At 62.2% G+C, this 21167-nt stretch carries 24 protein-coding genes; 12 read left to right on the top strand and 12 right to left on the bottom strand.

Going from position 1 to position 21167, the window contains the following annotated elements:
- The first annotated feature begins 260 nt into the window (after nt 1-260).
- From BMW76_RS00175 to BMW76_RS00160, 4 genes are all read left to right on the top strand, one after another.
- Entirely contained in the window at nt 261-497 is a 237-nt protein-coding gene (locus tag BMW76_RS00175) for a (2Fe-2S)-binding protein (protein ID WP_087736062.1), read from the top strand.
- 239 nt (nt 498-736) lie between these two features.
- On the top strand, nt 737-1489 hold the full coding sequence (locus BMW76_RS00170; RefSeq protein WP_090861530.1) for an energy transducer TonB: 753 nt from the start codon (nt 737-739) through the stop codon (nt 1487-1489).
- 38 nt (nt 1490-1527) lie between these two features.
- Nucleotides 1528-2259: a MotA/TolQ/ExbB proton channel family protein gene (locus BMW76_RS00165; protein ID WP_090861529.1), complete on the top strand. Its 732-nt coding sequence runs from the start codon at nt 1528-1530 to the stop codon at nt 2257-2259.
- Between the two features lie 15 nt (nt 2260-2274).
- Entirely contained in the window at nt 2275-2694 is a 420-nt protein-coding gene (locus BMW76_RS00160; RefSeq protein WP_090861527.1) for an ExbD/TolR family protein, read from the top strand.
- A 417-nt stretch (nt 2695-3111) separates the two neighbouring features.
- Here BMW76_RS00160 and BMW76_RS00155 read toward each other — a convergent pair whose 3' ends face one another.
- The gene (locus tag BMW76_RS00155; RefSeq protein WP_090861525.1) at nt 3112-4092 is read right to left on the bottom strand and encodes a LysR family transcriptional regulator; all 981 of its coding nucleotides are present in this window, start codon (nt 4090-4092) and stop codon (nt 3112-3114) included.
- 122 nt (nt 4093-4214) lie between these two features.
- On the opposite strand from BMW76_RS00155, the gene BMW76_RS00150 reads away from it, so the two are divergent.
- The 4 genes from BMW76_RS00150 (at nt 4215) to hemP (ending at nt 6599) form a co-directional block, all read left to right on the top strand.
- Nucleotides 4215-5087 (top strand): pirin family protein, encoded by an 873-nt coding sequence (locus BMW76_RS00150; protein ID WP_090861523.1) that lies wholly within the window; start codon nt 4215-4217, stop codon nt 5085-5087.
- Nucleotides 5088-5253: 166 nt separating this feature from the next.
- Nucleotides 5254-5652 carry an OsmC family protein gene (locus BMW76_RS00145; protein WP_090861521.1) on the top strand — a complete coding sequence of 133 codons (399 nt, stop codon included), beginning with the start codon at nt 5254-5256 and terminating at the stop codon, nt 5650-5652.
- A 37-nt stretch (nt 5653-5689) separates the two neighbouring features.
- Complete coding sequence (locus BMW76_RS00140) at nt 5690-6181, top strand: SRPBCC family protein (RefSeq protein ID WP_090861519.1); 492 nt, start codon at nt 5690-5692, stop codon at nt 6179-6181.
- A gap of 139 nt (nt 6182-6320) precedes the next feature.
- Nucleotides 6321-6599 (top strand): hemin uptake protein HemP, encoded by a 279-nt coding sequence (gene hemP, locus BMW76_RS00135; protein ID WP_090862433.1) that lies wholly within the window; start codon nt 6321-6323, stop codon nt 6597-6599.
- Nucleotides 6600-6902: 303 nt separating this feature from the next.
- On the opposite strand, the gene BMW76_RS00130 is transcribed toward hemP, so the two are convergent.
- The 6 genes from BMW76_RS00130 to uvrB form a co-directional block, all read right to left on the bottom strand.
- Nucleotides 6903-7310, bottom strand: coding sequence for a GlcG/HbpS family heme-binding protein (locus BMW76_RS00130; protein ID WP_090861517.1), 408 nt, complete (start codon nt 7308-7310; stop codon nt 6903-6905).
- Nucleotides 7311-7341: 31 nt separating this feature from the next.
- The gene (locus BMW76_RS00125; protein ID WP_090861516.1) at nt 7342-8748 is read right to left on the bottom strand and encodes a 4Fe-4S binding protein; all 1407 of its coding nucleotides are present in this window, start codon (nt 8746-8748) and stop codon (nt 7342-7344) included.
- Nucleotides 8745-9590 (bottom strand): FTR1 family iron permease, encoded by an 846-nt coding sequence (locus BMW76_RS00120; RefSeq protein WP_090861514.1) that lies wholly within the window; start codon nt 9588-9590, stop codon nt 8745-8747. Before BMW76_RS00120 ends, BMW76_RS00125 begins: the two co-directional genes overlap by 4 nt.
- A gap of 61 nt (nt 9591-9651) precedes the next feature.
- Complete coding sequence (locus BMW76_RS00115; RefSeq protein WP_090861512.1) at nt 9652-9984, bottom strand: cupredoxin domain-containing protein; 333 nt, start codon at nt 9982-9984, stop codon at nt 9652-9654.
- A gap of 75 nt (nt 9985-10059) precedes the next feature.
- Nucleotides 10060-10608 (bottom strand): iron transporter, encoded by a 549-nt coding sequence (locus BMW76_RS00110; protein WP_090861510.1) that lies wholly within the window; start codon nt 10606-10608, stop codon nt 10060-10062.
- Nucleotides 10609-10972: 364 nt separating this feature from the next.
- Complete coding sequence (gene uvrB / locus BMW76_RS00105) at nt 10973-13066, bottom strand: excinuclease ABC subunit UvrB (RefSeq protein ID WP_090861508.1); 2094 nt, start codon at nt 13064-13066, stop codon at nt 10973-10975.
- Here uvrB and BMW76_RS40085 point away from each other — a divergent pair.
- Both BMW76_RS40085 and BMW76_RS00100 read left to right on the top strand, forming a co-directional pair.
- Nucleotides 13052-13330 carry a hypothetical protein gene (locus BMW76_RS40085; protein WP_143062177.1) on the top strand — a complete coding sequence of 93 codons (279 nt, stop codon included), beginning with the start codon at nt 13052-13054 and terminating at the stop codon, nt 13328-13330. The two genes, uvrB and BMW76_RS40085, sit on opposite strands and share 15 nt — an antisense overlap.
- A 111-nt stretch (nt 13331-13441) precedes the next feature.
- The gene (locus tag BMW76_RS00100) at nt 13442-14641 is read left to right on the top strand and encodes an amino acid aminotransferase (RefSeq protein ID WP_090861506.1); all 1200 of its coding nucleotides are present in this window, start codon (nt 13442-13444) and stop codon (nt 14639-14641) included.
- A gap of 193 nt (nt 14642-14834) precedes the next feature.
- On the opposite strand, the gene BMW76_RS00095 is transcribed toward BMW76_RS00100, so the two are convergent.
- Both BMW76_RS00095 and BMW76_RS00090 read right to left on the bottom strand, forming a co-directional pair.
- The gene (locus BMW76_RS00095; RefSeq protein ID WP_090862431.1) at nt 14835-16085 is read right to left on the bottom strand and encodes a DUF3734 domain-containing protein; all 1251 of its coding nucleotides are present in this window, start codon (nt 16083-16085) and stop codon (nt 14835-14837) included.
- Nucleotides 16086-16100: 15 nt separating this feature from the next.
- Nucleotides 16101-16898: a 3-hydroxybutyrate dehydrogenase gene (locus tag BMW76_RS00090; protein ID WP_090861503.1), complete on the bottom strand. Its 798-nt coding sequence runs from the start codon at nt 16896-16898 to the stop codon at nt 16101-16103.
- 211 nt (nt 16899-17109) lie between these two features.
- Here BMW76_RS00090 and BMW76_RS00085 point away from each other — a divergent pair, with 211 nt between their 5' ends.
- Nucleotides 17110-18081, top strand: a complete 972-nt coding sequence (locus BMW76_RS00085) for a potassium channel beta subunit family protein (RefSeq protein ID WP_090861501.1) — start codon at nt 17110-17112, stop codon at nt 18079-18081.
- A gap of 167 nt (nt 18082-18248) precedes the next feature.
- A complete protein-coding gene (locus BMW76_RS00080) occupies nt 18249-19094 on the top strand; it encodes a 23S rRNA (adenine(2030)-N(6))-methyltransferase RlmJ (protein ID WP_090861499.1) in 846 nt (281 codons plus the stop codon).
- 107 nt (nt 19095-19201) lie between these two features.
- On the opposite strand, the gene BMW76_RS00075 is transcribed toward BMW76_RS00080, so the two are convergent.
- From BMW76_RS00075 to BMW76_RS00065, 3 genes are all read right to left on the bottom strand, one after another.
- Nucleotides 19202-20236, bottom strand: a complete 1035-nt coding sequence (locus tag BMW76_RS00075; RefSeq protein ID WP_090861497.1) for an ABC transporter substrate-binding protein — start codon at nt 20234-20236, stop codon at nt 19202-19204.
- Between the two features lie 196 nt (nt 20237-20432).
- Nucleotides 20433-20780 (bottom strand): hypothetical protein, encoded by a 348-nt coding sequence (locus BMW76_RS00070; protein ID WP_090861495.1) that lies wholly within the window; start codon nt 20778-20780, stop codon nt 20433-20435.
- A 200-nt stretch (nt 20781-20980) separates the two neighbouring features.
- Nucleotides 20981-21127 carry a DUF3563 family protein gene (locus BMW76_RS00065; protein ID WP_090861493.1) on the bottom strand — a complete coding sequence of 49 codons (147 nt, stop codon included), beginning with the start codon at nt 21125-21127 and terminating at the stop codon, nt 20981-20983.
- Nucleotides 21128-21167 lie beyond the last annotated feature (40 nt).

Raw genomic sequence — 21167 nt, 5'->3', positions numbered from 1 at the left:
GCGCGCGGTATTTTCCGATCTGGATGCACATCAGTGCTGTCTTACGCCCACCGTCGGTCGCAACAGATATACGCTCCCAACGTCCGCCTGCGGTAAAAAGCCCACACGGCACTCTTGCGGCACCCGCGCCACATAAGGACCGCAGGAACGAAACCCTTCCACCAGGCTGGTTTTGTTACAAAAATTTGCGACAGACGCTTGCCAAAGCGCCCCAACATAATGATAATAATTCGCATTAACGTTAGCTATCGCGAGCTGTCATGATTGTCTGCGTGTGCAAGTCTGTATCCGACCGGAAGATCCGCGCCTCGATCGCCGAGGGCATCGACACCTTCGACGAACTTCAATTCGAGCTGGGCGTCGCGATGTGCTGCGGCAAGTGCGAACAATCCGTGCGGGATGTGATGGCCGAAAGTGGCGTCTGCGCGAGCCGTTGCGGCGTCGAGCACCACACGCAAGCCGTGCCGCTGACGTTCTACGAACGCAAGGCCGCCTGAAACTGCGTTCGTCAGCCTTGACTCATCTTCATGTTGCGCGCTGAAAAGCGCGCTAGCATCGCACGCGCTTCAGTTTTCTTTCCGCCGTCAGCAAGCCAGTCCGAGACCAGCCAGCGACGCCATTCTTCGAGGAGTTCGAAATGGAATTGCTGATCGGTTTCGTGACCACCCTGTGCATTTCACTGCTGATATTCCGAAAATGACGCCGTGCTGCATCGACGGCGCGCCGCCACGCTAACATGCAGGCCACGCCTACTCTCCCAACCGGCTTCGCGCCAGACGCTTCCGCCCGAATCAATCCGCGTATCGTCACGGTGACAGGTATAGTCATCGGACTTCATTTCGTTGCGCTCGCCGTCGCGTTCACGATGCGCGAAGCGACGCCGTTCAAACCGATCGAATCGCGCACGATCACGGCCGAGCTGATCAGCCCGGCGCCCGTCGCCGCGCCGGCCGCAATCCAATCGATCCCGACGCCGCCTCCGCCGAAGCCCACGCCCGTCCAGAAGGTCAAGCCGAAGGTGCAGCCGCGCCCGACGCCGAAGCCCACACCGACGCCGCTGCCCGTTGCGCAGGCGCCGTCGCAGCACGAGATCGCCGCGCCCGCCGAGCCTGCCCCGCCGGCTCCGCCCACGCCAGCCGCGCCCGCTCCCGCGACGCCAGCTGCACCCGCCGCGCCAGCCGTCGGCAAGCCGACGATGGCGCTGTCCGCGCCGAAGAACGTGTCGCACCTCGATTGCAGCATCGTCCAGCCCGACTATCCCGCCCTGTCGCGCCGACGCGGCGAGACGGGGACAGCAATGATCCACTTCGTCGTCGGGCTGACGGGCAAGATCGAGAACATCGAATTGAAAAAGAGCAGCGGCTACGACCGCCTCGACCAGGCCGCGCTCGACGCGATGCACTCCAGTTCGTGCAAGCCGTACCTGGAAAACAGCGAGCCCGTCCGCGCCGCGTACACACAGCCTTTCGCCTTCAGCCTTAGCAACTGATCCGCCGGAACAGATTTCAAAGAAGAAAAGGAATTGCCATGCAGAACTACGGTATTGCCCACGTCTGGGCACAAGGGGATTTCGTCACGCGCGGCATCGCGCTGGCACTGCTCATCATGTCGGTGCTGTCCTGGAGCGTGATCGTCATCAAGAGCTGGAACGTCATGCGTCTCAAGCGTCTGACGAAAGACGCCGAGCAGGCATTCTGGCATTCGGACGACTTCAACGACGGCGTGAAGAAGCTCGGCAGCGATACGTCGTCGCCGGCTGAAAACCCGTTTCTCGCGCTCGCGCTGTCGGGCCAGGAAGCCGCCGACCATCATCATCAGACGCAGCCGCATCTGCACGACCGCATGGATGTATCGGATTGGGTCACGCGCTGCCTGAAGGACACGATGGATGACAGCGTCGCGCGCATGCAGAGCGGCCTCGCGATTCTCGCGTCGATCGGCAGCACCGCGCCGTTCGTCGGCCTGTTCGGCACGGTGTGGGGCATCTATCACGCGCTGCTGAGCATCGGCGCGACGGGCCAGTCGTCGATCGATCAGGTCGCGGGCCCCGTCGGCGAGGCGCTCATCATGACGGCCTTCGGTCTCTTCGTCGCGATTCCTGCCGTGCTCGGCTACAACGCACTCACGCGCGCCAACAAGGCGATCGTCAGCAAGCTGAGCCGCTTCGCTCATGGCCTCCATGCGTTCTTCGTGACGGGCGCACGCCTGTCGTCGACGAAACGCGGAGACGGTCTTCGGCTCGCGTCCCGCGCTAACTAACCGGGAGGCATAGCGATGGCAATGAGCCCTTTTGCCGGCGACGATGACGACGGCCTCATGAACGAAATCAACATGACGCCGCTCGTCGACGTCATGTTGGTTCTCCTGATCGTATTCATGGTGACGATCCCGGTGATCCGCCATGCGGTGAAGATCGACCTGCCGCACGCGAGCAGCCAGAAGGAAGACACGAAGCCCGCGCAGGTGACGGTGTCGATCGACGCCGACGGCAACGTGCTGTGGGACGACCAGAAAATCTCCGACGATGCGCTGCAGGCGAAAATCGCCGCGGCTGCGCAGCAGAATCCGCAGCCGGAGCTGCATCTGAGCGCGGACCGCAAGGTTGCGTACGAGAAGGTGGCGGACGTGATGTCGGCGGCCCAGGCGGGCGGTCTGACGAAGATCGGCTTCGTCACGCAGCCGAAAGCGCGCTGAGCGCGCCGCCCGCGTTCGTCGTTCTTCGAAGAAAAGCCCTGTTTTTCAGGGCTAAATGTTAAAGGCCTTCATCGTCGGATGAAGGCCTTTTTTCGTGCGCACTCGGCGCCTTCGGGCGGCGGGATCATTTGCCATCGCTTCTGCTCTGGATCTGATCACCGCATGCGGCAGCCGTGGTTGACACGGACAGCGCGGTCAGCCCTATCAGGCTCACTATCAAAGCGGCCGTCAGTTTTCGCATAGGACACTCCTTAGCGAAGGGATTTCAATATAAGCCTGCGGGCGCGTGCGTACAAGTCTGCGGCCATTGAAAGTATCCATCGCCGTTCGCGCTTAAATGGCAAAAACGATATTTGCCGTGTGGCGTGCGCTACGTTCACGCGTGGACACGGCGCGATGCGATGTGATGTCGATGCGTCAGATCGCTTCCGCCTTCAGACGCGCCGGCTTCGCTGCGCGCTCGGGGCATTCCTGCTGGATATGCTTGCCCGTGTCCGGATCGAGCATCTCGACCAGATAATCGACGAAAGTCCGCACGGCCGGCACCATCCCCTGACGCGACAGAAACACCGCATAGAGCTGCGGCGACGGCAGCGTCCAGCCCGGCATCACGGGCGACAGGCGCCCGCTGCGCAACGCGGCGCCATACATCATCTCCGGCAGCGCCGCGATGCCGACGCCCGCGAGCGCCGCTTCCGTGATCATCATCAGATCGGCCGTCACGAGGCGCGGTTCGTGCTCGTGCGCGTGACGCGTGCCGTCCGGCGCAATCAGATTGAACACGTGGCGGCCGTCGCCCGTCGGCGTGTCGAGCGTCTCGAAACGGTTCAGATCGGCGGGCGCGAGCGGCGGCGCATTCTGGCTCAGCAGGCTTGGCGCGCCGACCAGCATCTGTTGCGTGCGCCACAACGGCCGCACGACGATGTTCGCGTTCTCCGGCGGCTCGGAGCGCACGCGCAACGCAACGTCGATCGAATCTTCGAACAGATCGACGACGCGGTTCGTCACGCGCATCACGACGCGCACTTCCGGATAACGATGCATGAATTCCGGCAGGATCTGCGACAGGATGGTCTGCGAGATCGTCACGGGCACGCTGACGCGCACCGTGCCGCGCGGCGACGAGCGCAGCTGCTGTACGACGTTGACGGCCGCCTGCGCCTCGGAAAGCATCGCCTGACAGTGCTGGTAGAACAGTTGCCCGGCTTCCGTCAGCGCGAGCTTGCGCGTCGAGCGCTGCAAAAGACGCACGCCCAGCGACGCCTCTAGTTCGGTCAGACGCCGCGACAGACGCGACTTCGAAATGCCGAGCACACGCTCGGCGGCGGAAAAACCGCCATGTTCGACGACCTGCGAAAAGTACATCAGGTCGTTCAGGTTATGCGAATCGATCTTCATGTCATCGTTTCACTAGCAGAACAATCCATTGCGACAGACGGCCTGTTTTGGCCAAAATCGGTCCATATAATAGCCGCATGTTTCAGAAATAACGCTATTCCCCTTTTTTCGAGGTGACTTTGATGAGCGCGACCCGCACGATCGAACGCACGTACCCTTCTGTTCGCACGGTTGAGGGCGGCGGCTTTGTCGTCCACCGCCCGTTTCCGACACGCATGCTGATGGACTTCGATCCGTTTCTGCTGCTCGACGAAATGGGTCCCGTCGACTACGCGCCCGGCGAGGCGAAAGGCGCGCCAGATCACCCGCATCGCGGCTTCGAAACGGTGACGTACGTGCTCGAAGGCCAGTTCGGCCACAAGGACTCGGCGGGCCACTCGGGCACGCTGCGCGCGGGCGATGTCCAATGGATGACGGCTGGTTCCGGCGTCGTGCATAGCGAAATGCCGGACCCGTCGTTCGTCGCGACGGGTGGGCGCGTGCACGGTCTGCAACTGTGGGTGAACCTGCCGAAGCGTGACAAGATGATCGCGCCGCGTTATCAGGAGATGCCGTCGGAGGGCATCCCCATCGCGACATCCGACGACAGCAAGGTGCGCGTAAAGGTGATCGCCGGCGAGGCGCTCGGCGTGAAGGCCGCGATCGAGACGCGCACGCCGATCCTGTATCAGCATTTCACGTTGCAGCCGGGTGCGCGCATCGTGCATCCGGTGCCGCGCGACTATCGCGTGTTCGCTTATGGGCTCGCGGGCACAGGCTTCTATAGCGACGAGCAGCTCGAAATCGGACCGCAGCAGATGATCGTATTCGACAACGACGGCGACACGGTGACGATGGCCGCCGGCGCCGAGCCGCTCGACGTGCTGCTGCTCGGCGGCGTGCCGCTCAACGAGCCCGTCGTGCGCTATGGCCCGTTCGTGATGAACACGGAAGACGAAATCCGTCAGGCCGTCATCGACTATCAGGCGGGCCGCATGGGACAGATCACGCATTGAGCGCCTTATCAGCGCCCTTTCGCCCCGAAGTTTCAGTTTTACGCGCAGCAAGCCCTACCCGCGAATCGCAGCAAATTCGTTCACAATAGCAACCTGAGAAAAGCAACCTGAGCCCGCGCGCCGCGTGATATGCCGCGCGGCATCACCTTTCCCGTAAGGAACGCGCATGGCAGACACGAAGGTCACGGCACACATCGGCTCGACGAATTATCAAGTGATGTTCGACGACGGCGCGCATACATGGATCGCCGATGAACCCGAGTCGCTCGGCGGAGCTGATCGCGGCCCCACGCCGAACTCGCTGCTGCTGTCGAGCCTCGGCGCGTGCACGTCGATTACGCTGAAGATGTATGCGCAGCGCAAAGGCTGGCCGCTCGAAGAAGTGCGCGTGACGCTGTCCATGCAGAAAGAAGGCGACGGCACGGCCATCGACCGCCAGATCGTGCTGACGGGCGATCTGTCCGACGAGCAGCAAGAACGGCTCCTGCAGATCGCCAATTCGTGTCCCGTGCACAAGATCCTCAGCAATCCGATTTCGATCCGTACAGGCCTGGCTGTTGCTTGACGCTATAAACCTTGGGCTTTAGAAGGAAGCTGCCGCCTTGAACTTCGAACATCTGATCCAGATTAACGATCCGCTGAATCCGCTCGTCGAATCGCTGACGCGCGAACAGCTGTGGGAGGGGCTCGTGCTGCGCGCCGAGCAGCCGCAGCTGTTCGTGATCGGCCTCGACAGCTGCTCGATCCTCTCGCGCACCGATAGCACGATGGAACGTGAACTGCACTACGGCCAGGCAACCGTGCGCGATCACGTGACGCTCACGCCGAAGGACAGCGTGCGTTACGACATCCTCGCGACGGCCGAATACGTCGGGGGATCGCTGACGATGACGATCGAGCAGCCTGACGAGTTGCAGCTCTTTTTGCGCTTCGAGTACAAAACGAGCCTGCCCTCCGCCGACGACAACGGCGATCCCGACGCGCGTCAGACGGAAGAGATCGTGAAATCGGCGTATCGCGAGTCGGACATCGACACTGTCCGGCTGATCCGCCAGTACGTCAGCACGCGCAATACGCCTGACCAGCTGCATTAAATCCTGCGCGCCGCCGGACGCTCCGTGCGGCGCAATCCTCTGCCTATCGAAACGCCTTGCCGATTGATTTCGCTGCCTTGTGAATAGGAATGGTTATCATTTAGAATCAATCCAACAAATCGACGAACCGATGGCAAGCATGACGAACACGACTCGCTCTTCCACGCTCAGCCTGCGCCGCCCCGCCGCTGCGGCACTGACGACCGGCCGCCCGGCGAAGTCCGTCACGACGGCACCCGCCGAAAGCCGCACCGGCAACGGCAGCGGCAGTAACGCCGCACGACCCGCCGAGCCGACCGAGCGCGTATTGACCAGCGACGCGCTGCTTCAGGGCCGCAGCCACGTGAGCATCGTGCATAACGGCGAGACGTATCAACTGCGCGCGACGCGTCTGGGCAAGCTGATCCTGACCAAGTAACGATTGCAGTAGAACCGGGTATTGTGGGGACCACCTCTCCGAGAGGTGTTGGGCATTAGCCAGCCACGACGGCTTGCACGCGAGATCTAGACCCCTTCGTGCAGACACCAAGCCAGCCGTCTCAGCCAGCCAGGCCGCTTTTTTGGGTTCTCACCGCGGATAGCACTATAAAGCGCGCGCAACGAACAGCGCGCGACGTTCAAACGAGATGAAGCCGTGTGGATGAATACATCCGCACGGCTTTTGTCCTTGAAGGCGTGTCGCGCGGAATCGCGAGCCTCGGCCGACGGCGGAAAAACGGCGTCAGCCGATCTCCAGCGCGGCGATGCCCGCGCGCGCGATCGCCGCATCCTGCTCCGACTTCACGCCCGATACGCCGATCGCACCGACCGTCTCGCCGTCCACGAGGACGGGCACGCCGCCCTCGACCATCGCCGTGATCGGCGCGCTTAGAAACGCCGTGCGCCCCTGCTTGATCACGTCTTCATAGACCTTGGTTTCGCGGCGCCCGAGTACAGCCGTGCGCCCCTTCGCGGTCGCCATGTCGACCGTGCCCGGCGCGGCGCCGTCCATCCGGTGCAGATGGAGCAGATGACCGCCATCGTCGAGGATGGCGATCGTCACGATCCAGTGATTGGCCACCGCGTGCGCCTCGGCGGCGGCCGCCATTTTCTTGACGTCTTCGTCGGTCAGTACGGGTTTGGTTCTCACAGGCTACCTCGCTGGAAAACGCGGCGCGCCTTCAGTGCGTCCAGCCCCAGAACATCAGCCACCACGCACTATCGACGACCGCCAATGCCGCCATGAACCATACCATCGCGAGCCCGCGCTGCAAAATGTGCGAGGTGTAGCGGCGCGTCACGAGCCACGCGAGCCACGCGCTCCACGCGTTCGCGATCACGAGAATCGCGATGCGCACATCCGAAGCCCAGTCGATCGGCACATGCTCGGCCTTCAGCAGCGACAGCGTCGTTGCCGAAAGCCCGAGGAACACGCCCGTGCCCGCAATCGGAATCAGCGCCTGCGCGAGATGATGCAGGCGCGTCGTGTCGAAGCGGCCCAGCGTGCGCGTCGCGCCCGCCAGCAGCGCCAGCAGCGCCGTGCCGTAGAAGGCGCCCGTCGCGAGGATGTAGCCGATGATCATCCCGCCGTCGAGCCACGAGAAGACGTCGTTCTGCTCCGGATAGTGCGTGAACACGAACCACGGCGCATTCGTGTCGAGCGGCCACATGATGTCGTGATCGATGAACCACGTCGCGAGCGTCTGCTTGACGTCGATGAACCACGGCGAGCCCGTCCAGTGGAACGCGCCGATCGCGATGCCGAGCAGGCCGTACAGGATCAGCGCCGTGTCCCAGGCGCTCGCCTGCTTGTCGCCGAGATCGACCACTTCCGACGACGGCTTGCGCCACGTCAGCGCGATCGCGTCGCGATGCCCGCTGCAACGGCCGCACATATGGCACGACGACGCGCCCTTCATGTTGCGCAACGGCACGAGCGGCGCGCAGTTGATGGGAATCACGCGATGACCGTGCTCGCCCTGCTTGTACGAGCGGCGCCACGCGTCCTCATCGACCTTGTAGTGAAACGGCGCGAGCCGCGCCAGAAGCGAAAAAACCCCATTCACAGGGCACAGGTATTTGCACCAGACGCGCTTCTCACGGCCATAGAGCAATCCGATGACCATCGCGCCCAATGTGGAGCCGCCGAGCACCAGCAACACCGCTTTCGGATACTGGTAGACGCTGACCATCTGGCCGTAGATCGTCGTCAGACCGAATGCGACGAATGGCCAGCCGCCCCAGCGCATCCAGTGCGGAATCGCCCGGCCTCGTCCGTATTTGCTCGCGAACTCCGACAGCGCGCCTTCGGGACACAGCACACCGCACCAGACGCGTCCGAGCATCACCATCGACAGCAGCACGAATGGCCACCAGATGCCCCAGAAAACGAACTGCGCGGCGAGCGTCAGGTTGCTCCACAGATGCGCAGTGTCGCCCGGCAGTTCGGTGAACGCAGGCACGAGAATCAGAAACGCGTAGACGCCAACGACCATCCACTGAATGCCGCGGATGACAGCGCCGTGGCGCTGCATCCAGTGGCCGACTTCCGCAAGACGGCTGCGGCGATTCGCAACGACACTGCTCATGCCGCGCGCCCCGCGGGTTGCCGCGCCGGGCCGCGCTTCGCGCGGCGCAGCAGCAGCCAGACGACGGCCCAGTACAGCGCATAGGTGATCAGGTTCATCAACGCGGGATGAGCACGATAGCCGGTGAGCGTCGCGACGAGCGAGCCGAACGTGCTGGAATCGTCGAGGATCATCGATGTGTTCCACAGCCGGTCGAAGATGGTCGGCAGGATTTCCTTGTCGATCAGCTTGTCGACGCCCGTCTGAAACAGACCCGCGCCGAGGAACAGCAGCATCATTTCCGTGATGCGGAAAAAGAGCCGCCATGAAAATATCTTGCCGCCCAGCTGCAGCACATAGAACGTGATGAACGCAAGGCCAAGGCCGACGACAACGGCAATCACCTGGCTCGCGTCCACATGGCCCGACTGGCCAAAGCCGAGACCGTACAGGAAGATCACCGTCTCGCTGCCCTCGCGCGCGATCGCCAGCGCGACGAGCACGGCGATGCCCCACCAGTTCGCGTCCTGCGTGCTCTTCTTGAGCGACTGTTCCATGTCCCGTTTGAGCGTGCGTCCGTGCGATTTCATCCACAGCACCATCTGCACGATCAGCACACAAGCGATCAGCACCATCGCCGTCTGGAAATAGTCCTGCGCATCGCCCGACAATACCTCGGTGAACCCGACCAGCGCCGCGCCCAGGCCGATCGCGGCCAGCACGCCGGCCGCCACGCCCGCCCACAGATACGGCAGACCATGGCGCGCCTGCTCGTCGCCATTCTTCAGCCACGCGTACAGAATCCCGACGACGAGCAGCGCCTCGACGCTCTCCCGCCAAACGATGAACACCACCTGACCCATCGAAACCTCCAACTGCTTCAGTGGACGCCGCGCGTCCGTGTTACGGCTCGCCGCGACGACATCACCTGGCGACGATCACGCCCTGCGCCTGTTGATGGAAATCGTCAAAAAACTTGTACGTACCGGGATCGAGCGGAGCGATCACGACGACGGATTCGGCGCCCGGCGCCAGAACCTTCTCTTTGCGCAACTCGACGCTCTCGAATTCCGCCGCGCCTTTACCCGTGTTCTTCACTTCGATTCTGATGCGCTTGCCGGCGGGCACTTCGATACGCGCCGGATTCAGCTTGCCGTCCGTCATTTCCAGCTTGAACGTCACGGCTTCGTCCGCGTGCACCAGCCCGATGAACGATGCGGCCAATGCCAGAACGGCAATCTTCTTGTTGACTCTCATGCACCCTTCCTGGAAATGCGGCGCGCTCTCACGCGCCGCTCACTTCATTGGGGATCGCGATGCGATCGACGGCGATCAGTAACCGCCCTTCTTGCCGATGCCCGCAAACGGGAAATCGTATTCGATCGTGAACGGCTTGAACCACGGACCGACGCCCGTTTCCTTGTCGACGTGACGGCCGAACGCCATATGGCCGTTCTGCATCGGCGGTTCGACGATCAGCTTCAGGTGATACTTGCCCGGGCCAGCGAGCTTGACGTTGTCGCCGTAGTGGGGACCGTCGTCGGCGACCATCGGCATCAGATCACCCTTCTGGTCGTAGCTCGAACCCGGCTTGGTCAGCTCGTAGCGCACTTGCAGATAAGGCATCCAGTCGCCTTCGGCGAAACCAGTCGGATTCTTCTTGACCGAGTGGATGTCGGCCTCGAGGTGGATGTCGGAATCTGATGCCTTGCGCATCATGCCTTCCGGATCCATCGTGATCGGCTGCAGATACACGGCGCCGATTTCCATGCCGCCCTGGATCTGCTGCTTGCCGATCGGATATTCAGCAGCCGACGCCGACATCGCGGCAACGGCAGCGAGGACAGCAACGCCGCCGCTCAGAATTGACGAAACGCGCATTGAAACTCCTTTGTTTTTTTAGACTGAAGCAAGGAAAAGCTGGAAACGGAAAGGCGCGTCGAAGAGGTTTCGCATGCGCATTTCTTCACGTGTTTCGCCAATTGTTCGATGCCGCTCGCGCAAGTGCGAAAGCAGTAACGAACGGTAATGCGAACCATTCTCAATACATGGCGGAGTTTATCACTGTTCATGCGGAAGAACAAATGCGAACGCGTCGAAAGCCTTGCTGCAACAGGGTCTTACGGGAAGCTTTAAGCACTGTTTTCAGAACGATGCCGTTACTGCAATCCGGCAAACAGATGTGCGCGGCGGCAAAGCGCCGCACGTTGACCATCTGTGCGTCTTGAAGGACGTCGCTGAAACCCTAATCCGTGCCCGTCAGATGATCGCCGACGTTTGCGCCGAACACACGCTCGCGCAACAGGGCAATCTCATCGCGCACCCGAGCCGCCTTTTCGAATTCGAGATTCTTCGCGTGCTCCATCATCTGCTTCTCAAGTCGCTTCAGCTCCTTCGCGACCTGCTTCTCGGACATGTCTTCGAACTTCGCACGGACTTGCTGTTCCTTCAGTTCGGCGCGCGCCTCGTCGACGTTGTACACGCCATCGATGATGTCCTTGATCCGCTTCACGACGCCGCGCGGCACGATGCCCATCTTCTCGTTGAACGCGATCTGCTTCGCGCGCCGCCGCTCGGTTTCGTCGATCGCACGCTTCATCGAATCCGTGATCTTGTCCGCATAGAGAATGGCCTTGCCGTTCACGTTGCGCGCGGCGCGGCCGATCGTCTGGATCAGCGAACGCTCGGCGCGCAGGAAGCCTTCCTTGTCCGCGTCGAGAATCGCGACCAGCGAAACCTCCGGAATATCCAGCCCTTCGCGCAGCAGATTGATCCCGACCAGCACGTCGAACGTGCCCAGCCGCAAGTCGCGGATGATTTCGACGCGCTCGACGGTATCGATATCGCTGTGCAGATAGCGCACCTTCACGCCGTGATCGGCGAGAAACTCCGTCAGCTGCTCGGCCATGCGCTTGGTCAGTACGGTGACGAGCACGCGGTCGCCCGCGGCCACGCGCTCGTTGATCTCGGCCAGCACATCGTCCACCTGCGTGCGCGCCGGCCGCACGTTGATTTCCGGATCGACGAGGCCCGTCGGACGCACGACCTGCTCGGCCACCTGCCCCGACGTCTTTTTCTCGTAGTCGGCGGGCGTTGCCGACACGTACACGACCTGGCGCATCTTGCGCTCGAACTCGTTGAACTTGAGCGGCCGGTTGTCCAGCGCGGACGGCAGCCGGAAGCCGTAGTCGACGAGATTCTCCTTGCGCGCGCGGTCGCCGTTGTACATGCCGTTCAGCTGGCCGATCAGCACGTGCGATTCGTCGAGGAACATGACCGCGTCCGTCGGCAGATAGTCGACGAGCGTCGGCGGTGGCTCGCCAGGCGCGGCGCCTGAAAAATGCCGCGAGTAGTTCTCGATGCCCTTGCAGAAGCCCAGTTCCTGCAGCATTTCCAGATCGAAGCGTGTGCGCTGCTCGAGCCGTTGCGCTTCGACGAGCTTGCCGTCGTTGTAGAAGAACTCGAGCCGGTCGCGCAGTTCGGACTTGATCGTCTCAACGGCACGCATCACGGTCTCACGCGGCGTCACATAGTGCGACGACGGATAAACGGTGAAGCGCAGAATCTTCTGACGCACGCGGCCCGTGAGCGGATCGAACAATTGAAGCGTGTCGATTTCATCGTCGAACAGTTCGACGCGCACCGCCATTTCCGCATGTTCGGCAGGAAAGATATCGATCGTGTCGCCGCGCACGCGGAACGAACCGCGCTGGAAATCGGCCTCGTTGCGGTTGTACTGCATCGCGATGAGACGCGCGATGATGTCGCGCTGTCCGATCTTGTCGCCGGTTCTCAGCGTCAGAATCATTTGGTGATATTCCGACGGATTACCAATACCGTAGATCGCCGACACGGTCGCGACGATCACGACATCGCGCCGCTCCATCAGACTCTTCGTCGCCGACAGACGCATCTGCTCGATGTGCTCGTTGACCGACGAGTCCTTTTCGATGAAGAGGTCGCGCTGCGGCACATACGCTTCCGGCTGGTAGTAGTCGTAATACGAGACAAAGTACTCGACGGCATTGTGCGGAAAAAACTCGCGAAACTCCGCGTACAGCTGCGCCGCGAGCGTCTTGTTGGGCGCGAAGACGATTGCGGGCCGGCCCAGACGCGCGATCGTGTTCGCCATCGTGTACGTTTTGCCGGAGCCCGTCACGCCGAGCAGCGTCTGGAACGACAGACCGTCCTCGACGCCTTCGACGAGCGTGTCGATCGCCGTCGGCTGGTCGCCAGCGGGCGGATACGGCTGATAGAGCCTGAACGGCGAGTCCTCGAACGTCACGAATTTGGATTCGTCGAGAGCGTCGTTGACTTCACTCAGATGATGTTCGGACATGGAAGCGGCACCTCGGCCCCGGAGCAAACGACTATTCTAGCGTTTTGCGAACGGTCGAGCCGACGCCTCACCTCGCGTCTGAAACCGTGCCCGACCACCCACGCCGTTGCGCCGGAAATCATGCGTTTGCGGCAAAAAAACATCGCCAGATCGCTGTTTTCATTGCAAATTAATCCATCTGCAAGCGCGCCCGGCGCAAAAAAGCCCGGCGAGATTCGTTACAATGGCACGTTCGCGCCCGCGCGGCTGTCGTCGAAAGCATGATCGGGACCCAAGCATGGTCCCATCGCATATTCCGAACCTCGCCGCCCCGAGCCGCATGCGGTTCCTAGCAGCATCCGAAGTCGTCCCTCTTTTCACTACTGCCGAATCATCATGTCTCTGTTCTCCGCCGTCGAACTTGCTCCCCGCGACCCGATTCTGGGCCTGAACGAAGCCTTCAATGCCGACACGCGCACCACTAAAGTCAATTTGGGTGTCGGCGTGTACACCAACGAAGAAGGCAAGATTCCTCTGCTGCGCGCCGTCCGCGAAGCAGAAAAGGCACGCGTTGAAGCCGCGCTGCCGCGCGGCTATCTGCCGATCGAAGGCATCGCCGTCTATGACGCAGCGGTGCAGAAGCTGCTGCTCGGCAACGACTCGCCGCTGATCGCCGCTGGCCGTGTCGTGACGGCGCAGGCGCTGGGCGGCACGGGCGCGCTGAAAATCGGCGCGGATTTCCTGAAGCGCCTCAATCCGGCGGCGAAGGTCGCAATCAGCGATCCGAGCTGGGAAAACCACCGCGCGCTGTTCGAAAGCGCTGGCTTCGAAGTCGTGTCGTACCCGTACTACGACGCAAAGACGCATGGCGTGAACTTCGAAGGCATGCTGTCGGCGCTCAATAGCTACGCACCGGGCACAGTCGTCGTGCTGCACGCGTGCTGCCACAACCCGACGGGCGTCGATCTCACGGTCGACCAGTGGCGCCAGGTGGTCGAAGTCGTGAAGGCACGCGAACTGGTGCCGTTCCTCGACATCGCCTATCAGGGCTTCGGCGACGGCATCGACGCCGACGCGGCTGCCGTGCGTCTCTTCGCGCAATCGGAGCTGAACGTGTTCGTGTCGTCGTCGTTTTCGAAGTCGTTCTCGCTGTACGGCGAACGCGTCGGCGCACTGTCGATCATCACGGGCAGCAAGGAAGAGGCTGTGCGCGTGCTGTCGCAACTCAAGCGCGTAATTCGCACGAACTATTCGAACCCGCCGACGCACGGCGGTGCCGTCGTCGCAGCGGTACTCGCTTCGCCGGAACTGCGCGCAACGTGGGAGACGGAACTGGGAGAAATGCGCGACCGCATCCGCGCGATGCGCAATGGTCTCGTCGAGCGTCTGAAGGCGGCGGGCATCGACCGCGACTTCAGCTTCGTCAACGCGCAACGCGGCATGTTCTCGTACTCGGGTCTGACGGCGCCGCAAGTTGACCGTCTGCGCGAAGAATTTGGCATCTACGCCGTCAGCACGGGCCGTATCTGCGTGGCCGCGCTGAACACACGCAATCTGGACGTCGTGGCCAACGCGGTTGCTGCCGTCCTGAAGTAAGTCGTAAAGAGACGGCGTGCAGCGCCGTCTCGTCTCGCATGGCAGTCCATGCTGCCAGTCAAAAGGCGCTCCTCGTGAGCGCCTTTTTCATGTCATGCCCCACTCGCCCTTACGCCGACTCGCGAGCGCATTCGACGCGACGGCAACCGTGCATTCAATGCCACACGTCATCAGCAGGCGTCGGACACGACGCTCAACGTGAATCGCGATGAATGTCATGCGTGACGAAGCTCGCGTCGTTGTCCGGCATGTCGAGCCAGCCCGGTTGCGCAAGCGAGTTGCGGATATCGTCCAGACCGCTTGCCCAATGCTGATGCATCGTCGACAAGCCGAACTGGTAGTCCTTGTAGTGTCCTTCGTATTCCTTGTCCCGGTAGATCAGGTGAATGATGTTGTAGCGCTTCGAGCACGCGAGTTGCTCCGCGAGCTTGCACCACGGATCGTTGCGATGCTCCGGCGACACGCGCTCAAGCACTTCGCGCAGCACATGCCGAAAGCGCTGCGAATGCCGCATCGTGTCCGTGACGAAGCGCGTCCGGCTCGAATACTGGATGTCCTTGACACGACCCTGCACGTCGGTGATGTTGTCGGGCACGGGGCCGATCGCGCTCCACAGATCGACCTGAAAGGCGAGCGTATCGCGGCGCGGGCTTGCCTGCGCGACCTCGGCGAGTGGCGTATTCGACATCAGCCCGCCGTCCCAGTAGTACTCGCCGTCGATCTCCACGGCCCCGAAGCCCGGCGGCAACGCGCCTGATGCCATGAAATGCTCGGGCTTGAGCGTCGTATGCGTGTTGTCGAAGTACGCGAAGTTGCCCGTATGCACGTTCACCGCGCCGACCGATACGCGCATCTCTTTCGAGTTGATCCGGTCGAAATCGCATAGCCGCTCGAGCGTCGCCTTGAGCGGCGTCGTGTCGTAGTAGCTCGCGTTTTGCGGCGGAACCGACACGGCAGGCAACGGCGGCGGAAAGCGCGGCGTGAAGAAACCCTTCTGCCCGTCGACGAGCGCGCCGACTGCCTGCATCGCCGTGAACATCTTGCGTACGGCGTCGTTCGAATTGAAGAGCGCGTGCTCGATGGACGGCGGCACGGGCGGACCGTAGGCCGGCTGGCAGATCGTCTCCCAGAACTCGTGCAGCTTTTCGACGCGATGTTTGGGCGCGTTGCCCGCGATGATCGCCGTGTTCAACGCGCCAATCGAAATGCCAGCGAGCCAGTTCGGCAAAATGCCGGCCTCGTCGAGCCCCTGGTAGACGCCCGCCTGATATGCGCCGAGCGCGCCGCCGCCCTGCAGCACCAGCGCGACCGTTTCGTACTGCGGCAGCTCGATGTGATGACTGGCGCGAACGCCGGACGACGCGCCCACCCGTTCGCCCTCCTCCGCACCGGCGCCGCCGGCGCGCTCCCGCTTCACGCTGCGTTGTGATTCGCGTTGCGCCATCATCACCCTCCGTTCTTATTGCATGTACCAGCCGTGGCTCACGATGAACGATTGGCCCGTGAGCGCAGCGGTCGGGAATGCCGACAGGAACAGCACCGTCTGCGCGACATCTTCGACAGTCGTGAATACGCCGTCCACCGTGCCGCCCAGCATCACGCGCTTGACCACTTCTTCCTCGCTGATGCCCAGCTCCTTGGCCTGCTCGGGGATCTGCTTGTCGACGAGCGGCGTGCGCACGAAGCCCGGACACACGACATGCGAACGCACATTGTGTTTCGCGCCTTCCTTGGCAAGCACGCGCGCAAGACCGAGCAGTCCGTGTTTGGCTGTCACGTATGCCGACTTCAGCGGCGACGCTTCGTGCGAGTGTACCGAGCCCATGTAGATCACGACGCCGCCGCGATCGTCCTTGTACATGTGCTTGAGTGCGGCCTTTGTCGTGAGGAACGCGCCGTCGACGTGGATCGCCTGCATCTTCTTCCAGTCGGCGAACGAATAGTTCTCGATGGGGTTGACGATCTGAATGCCGGCGTTCGACACCAGGATATCCACGGAGCCCAGTTCGGCCGCGACCTTATCGATGCCCTGAGTGACGGCGTCTTCGCTCGTCACGTCCATCGCGACGCCGAGCGCCTTGCCGCCGGCCTTCCTGATCTCTTCGGCGACGGCATTCGCGCCGTCCTGGTTCAAGTCAGCGATCGCGACGGCCGCGCCCGCCGCCGACAGCGTCAACGCGATCTGCTTGCCGATGCCGCTCGCCGCGCCCGTGACGACGGCGACCTTGCCTTTCAGACTCTCATTCGATGACGACATCCAGAACCTCCATGCGGTTGATTGAGCAATGAGAACATGGCGCGCAGATAGCGTGAAGCTGGCCGAACGGCATATGCCGTTCGGTCGATTGCTGCGCTGCGGCCGACTTCGCTATTGTGCATGAACCGACGCGAATGAACACCAAAGGCGCGTCTTGCCGAATCGGATTAATGTGTGATGTTCCGGCGACGATACTTACAAGGAGATCTGGATGAACTACCGACGTCTCGGCCGTTCCGGCCTGCAGGTCAGCGAGCTGTCCATCGGCTCATGGGTGACTTACGGCAATCAGGTGGACCGGCGCGCCGCGCGGGAATCGCTGGCGGCTGCGCGCGACGCGGGCGTCAATTTCTTCGACAACGCCGAAGTCTATGCGGGCGGTCGATCCGAAGAGATCATGGGCGAGGCGCTGAAGGAGCTGAACTGGCCGCGCGTGAGCTATATCGTCTCCACGAAATTTTTCTGGGGGCTCAACGAAGCGCCCAATCAATATCACACGCTCAATCGCAAGTACCTGCTCAACGCGATCGACGGCTCGCTGAAGCGTCTGCAACTCGATTATGTCGACCTCGTGTTCTGTCATCGTCCTGACCCGAACGCGCCCATCGAAGAGACGGTATGGGCGATGAGCGACATGATCACGCGCGGCAAAGCGCTGTACTGGGGCACGTCCGAATGGAGCGCCGACGAGATCCGCGCGGCCTATGAAATCGCCGAGCGGCATCATTTGCACAAGCCCGTGATGGAGCAGCCTCAATACAACCTGTTCCACCGCAAGCGCGTCGAAGACGAATACCGACGGCTCTACGAGGACATCGGCCTCGGTCTCACGACGTGGAGCCCGCTTGCTTCGGGACTGCTCACGGGCAAGTACCGCAACGGCGTGCCAGCCGGCAGCCGCGCGGAACTGCAAGGCTACGACTGGCTGCGCAAGGAAGTCACCGACGCGGGCAGGAACAACATCGTCGGCCAGCTCGGCGAACTCGCGGACGAACTGGGCTGCACCGTGGGGCAGCTTGCGCTTGCGTGGGTCCTGACGAATCCGAACGTCAGCACGGTCATTACGGGCGCGTCGCGCGTCGAGCAGATCGCGGAAAACATGAAGGCGCAGGATGTCGCCGAGCAGATCACATCGGAAATCAAGTTCAATATAGAAACGATTGTCGGCGACGCTTACGACTAGGCTTTCGAAGAGCCTCGAGCCGGACGAGGGTCGAGCGCGGGTCGACCGGATCATGCGTTCGGCCGGAACGGCGAACCGCGGGCGCCGGCCGCGCCGCTCGTTCGCTTACCTCATTCACGTACAATACGCAGCCGCATAACCCGCCTCTTCTAGCGCTTCTCATCGCCATGCTCAGTTACCGCCACGCTTTTCACGCAGGCAATCACGCCGACGTCCTGAAACACGCAGTCGTCGTGCAACTGCTGCGCTATCTCGGACAAAAGGACAAGGCGTACTGGTATATCGACACGCATGCTGGCGCGGGCGTGTATTCGCTGAAGGAAGGGTACGCGACCAGGACTGCGGAGTTCGAAACGGGCATCGCGAAGCTGTGGAATCGCAAGGACTTGCCGCCCGTGATTGCGGAGTATGTCGATGAAGTATCCGCGCTGAATGCCGACGGCGAGTTGCGCTTCTACCCGGGCTCGCCCTATCTCGCATGGCGGCTGATGCGCGAGCAGGACCGCATGCGCCTGTTCGAATTGCACAGCACCGAAATCGACGTGCTGCGCCATAACTTCCGCGATGCCGGCCGGCGCGCAATGCTGTTCGATGGTGACGGCTTCGATGGTATCAAGACGCTGCTGCCGCCCGCGCCACGCCGCGCACTCGTGCTCGTCGATCCGTCCTATGAAGACAAGCGCGACTACGCGCGCACGCTGACTTGCGTCGAAGAAAGTCTGAAGCGCTTTGCGACGGGAACATATGCGGTCTGGTATCCGCAAGTCGCGCGTCCGGAGTCGCAGCGATTCCCCGAACAGCTGAAACGGCTGCAGAACAAGAACTGGCTGCATGTGTCGCTGACGGTCAGCAGCCCGCCCAGCGATGGCTTCGGACTCTTTGGCAGCGGCATGTTCATTCTGAATCCGCCCTACACGCTGCCGAAGATGATGAAGGAAGCGCTGCCGTGGCTCGTCGGGACGCTCGGTCAAGACAAGGCCGCACAGTTCAAGATCGAACATCGTGGCGACTGAGCCACATTGGGCCGAACGCGGACTCGGACCTAAGCGGTACAGCAAGCACGTGCATTAGAGAGAAGAAGGAGCCGTACCTAAGACGCGGCTCCCGCGCAGCGCCGCAACTACTTGGTCTGCTCGTCCGCCTTGCGCGCGAAGTCGTTCGTATAGGTCGCCTTCAGGTCGATCTTCGACGCGTCGAGCCGCGTATCGAACGACGAAAGCGCGCGCAAGGCCGTCGGCGGCCCGTCCGCGGGCATCAGGCCATCCGGCGAATAGGCTTCGCGGACGTTGTGAAACGCATCGATATACAGCGCCTTGTCGTTGAGCAGATACGCGGGGGGCACCATCTTCACGATGCCGGCGTCGTTGGCCGTCTGAAGCCAGCGGTCCGCGCGCACGATCGCGTTGGCCAAAGCCTGAGTCGTCTTCGGATATTTCTGGATGAAGCTGTCCGGTGCGTAGAGCGTCGCCGCGGGCATCGTCCCGCCGAATACTTCCTGCGTGCCCTTCACGGTGCGCGTATCGACCAGCACCTTGATGTCGCCAGAACGCTGCAGCTTGGTCATCATCGGATCGACATTCGATAGTGCGTCGACCTGTCCGTTGCTCACGGCGGAAATCACCGTCGCGCCGCTGCCGACACCAATCACCGAGATATCGCTGCGTTGTACCCCTGCCTTGCGCAGCGCGACGGTCAGCACGAGGTCGGTCGACGAACCGGGCGCGCTCACGCCGACCTTCGCGCCTTTGAAATCGGCCAGCGTCTTCAACGTGCCGGCCTTCTCTTTCGTCACCGCCACGACGATCTGCGGCGCGCGGCCCATCAGCACGAACGCGCGATAGTGCTGGCCTTTCGCCTGCATGAAGATCGTGTGTTCGTAGGCACCCGCGCCGACATCCGCGCTGCCGCCGACCACGGCTTCCAGCGCCTTCGATCCGCCCGCGAAATCCTCGAGCGTCACGTCGAGGCCTTCATCCTTGAAGAAGCCCAGTTGCTGCGCGGTCAGCACGGGAAGGTAGTAGAGGCCCGGCAAGCCTCCGACGGCCATCGTGAGCTTCGGCTTCTCGGGCGTCTCTTTCGCGATGGCGGGATACGTCGCGAGCGCAAGCAGCGCCGCACAGGCGCCCATGGCGCGCCGGAACCAGAGCTTGGACATTCGTCGTCTCCTGTCTTTTTCGAGTTGTTCGTCTCACTGCGTTGGACGCGCTAACCGCGTGTGCCGCGAGCGATGATTGCGAAACGATTGTCGTCGGATGATCCGGCGTGCGCCATGCGCCGAAACCCGAATGATGGGCGATCGTCCGTCCCTTGCGTGCAAGCGCGGAATATTTGCGCGGGGCAAATCAGCCGCTCTATTGCGAGCGAGGCGTGGGTCGTGGATGCGGCTGAGGCGGCGGATGCGACGCCGGCGCACCGCCCGGCAGCTGGATATACGGCGCGACCACATAAGGCGGTGTCGAGCCGTTGTTGTACGGCAATTCCTCGGGCGCCGCGATCGGCTGTGCTTCGACGATGCGTCTCGTCGAAAGTGGTCCCGTCTGCAGTATGGTGCCGCTCTGGCCGTCGCTGATGCCGCTCTGGGTATCGAGAATCAGCGGCTGACGGCCCGCCGGCGAAGCGGCAAACACCGCCGATGCCGCCCCCAGCAGCACGACGGTTGCTGCTGATCGCAGCAGAAGCATCGAATGGTCTGAAAACATGAGCGCCCCGGGTTGATTGTAGGAATGCCGGTTATCGCAAAAACGTCCTACATTACCGCGACGACCGCGTTCCGGCTAGTCGTCGAAGCCATCGCACGCGATCCGCAGGCGCCAGATACGACAAAGCCCCGCATGGCGGGGCTTCCGTATCGCTTTGGGCTCGCGGCGAACAGCGTGCCGCGTTGACTGAAGCGATCGACTTACAGCGAGTAGCCGCTGGTTTCGAGCGAGCGAATACGCTGCTCGAGCTGGACGATATCCGACGACGCTGCGAGGTAAGCCTCACGGCGGCTACGTTCAGCAGTTTCAAACCAGTTGCTCAGCTTTTCGACCAGAAACGCAATCATGATGAACTCCAAGGATCAGTGAAGAATCCCCGGTGGGTTG

The sequence above is a fragment of the Paraburkholderia diazotrophica genome (assembly GCF_900108945.1).
GTDB classification, from domain to species: Bacteria; Pseudomonadota; Gammaproteobacteria; order Burkholderiales; family Burkholderiaceae; genus Paraburkholderia; species Paraburkholderia diazotrophica.
This window is presented reverse-complemented; position numbering and strand designations above follow the sequence as displayed.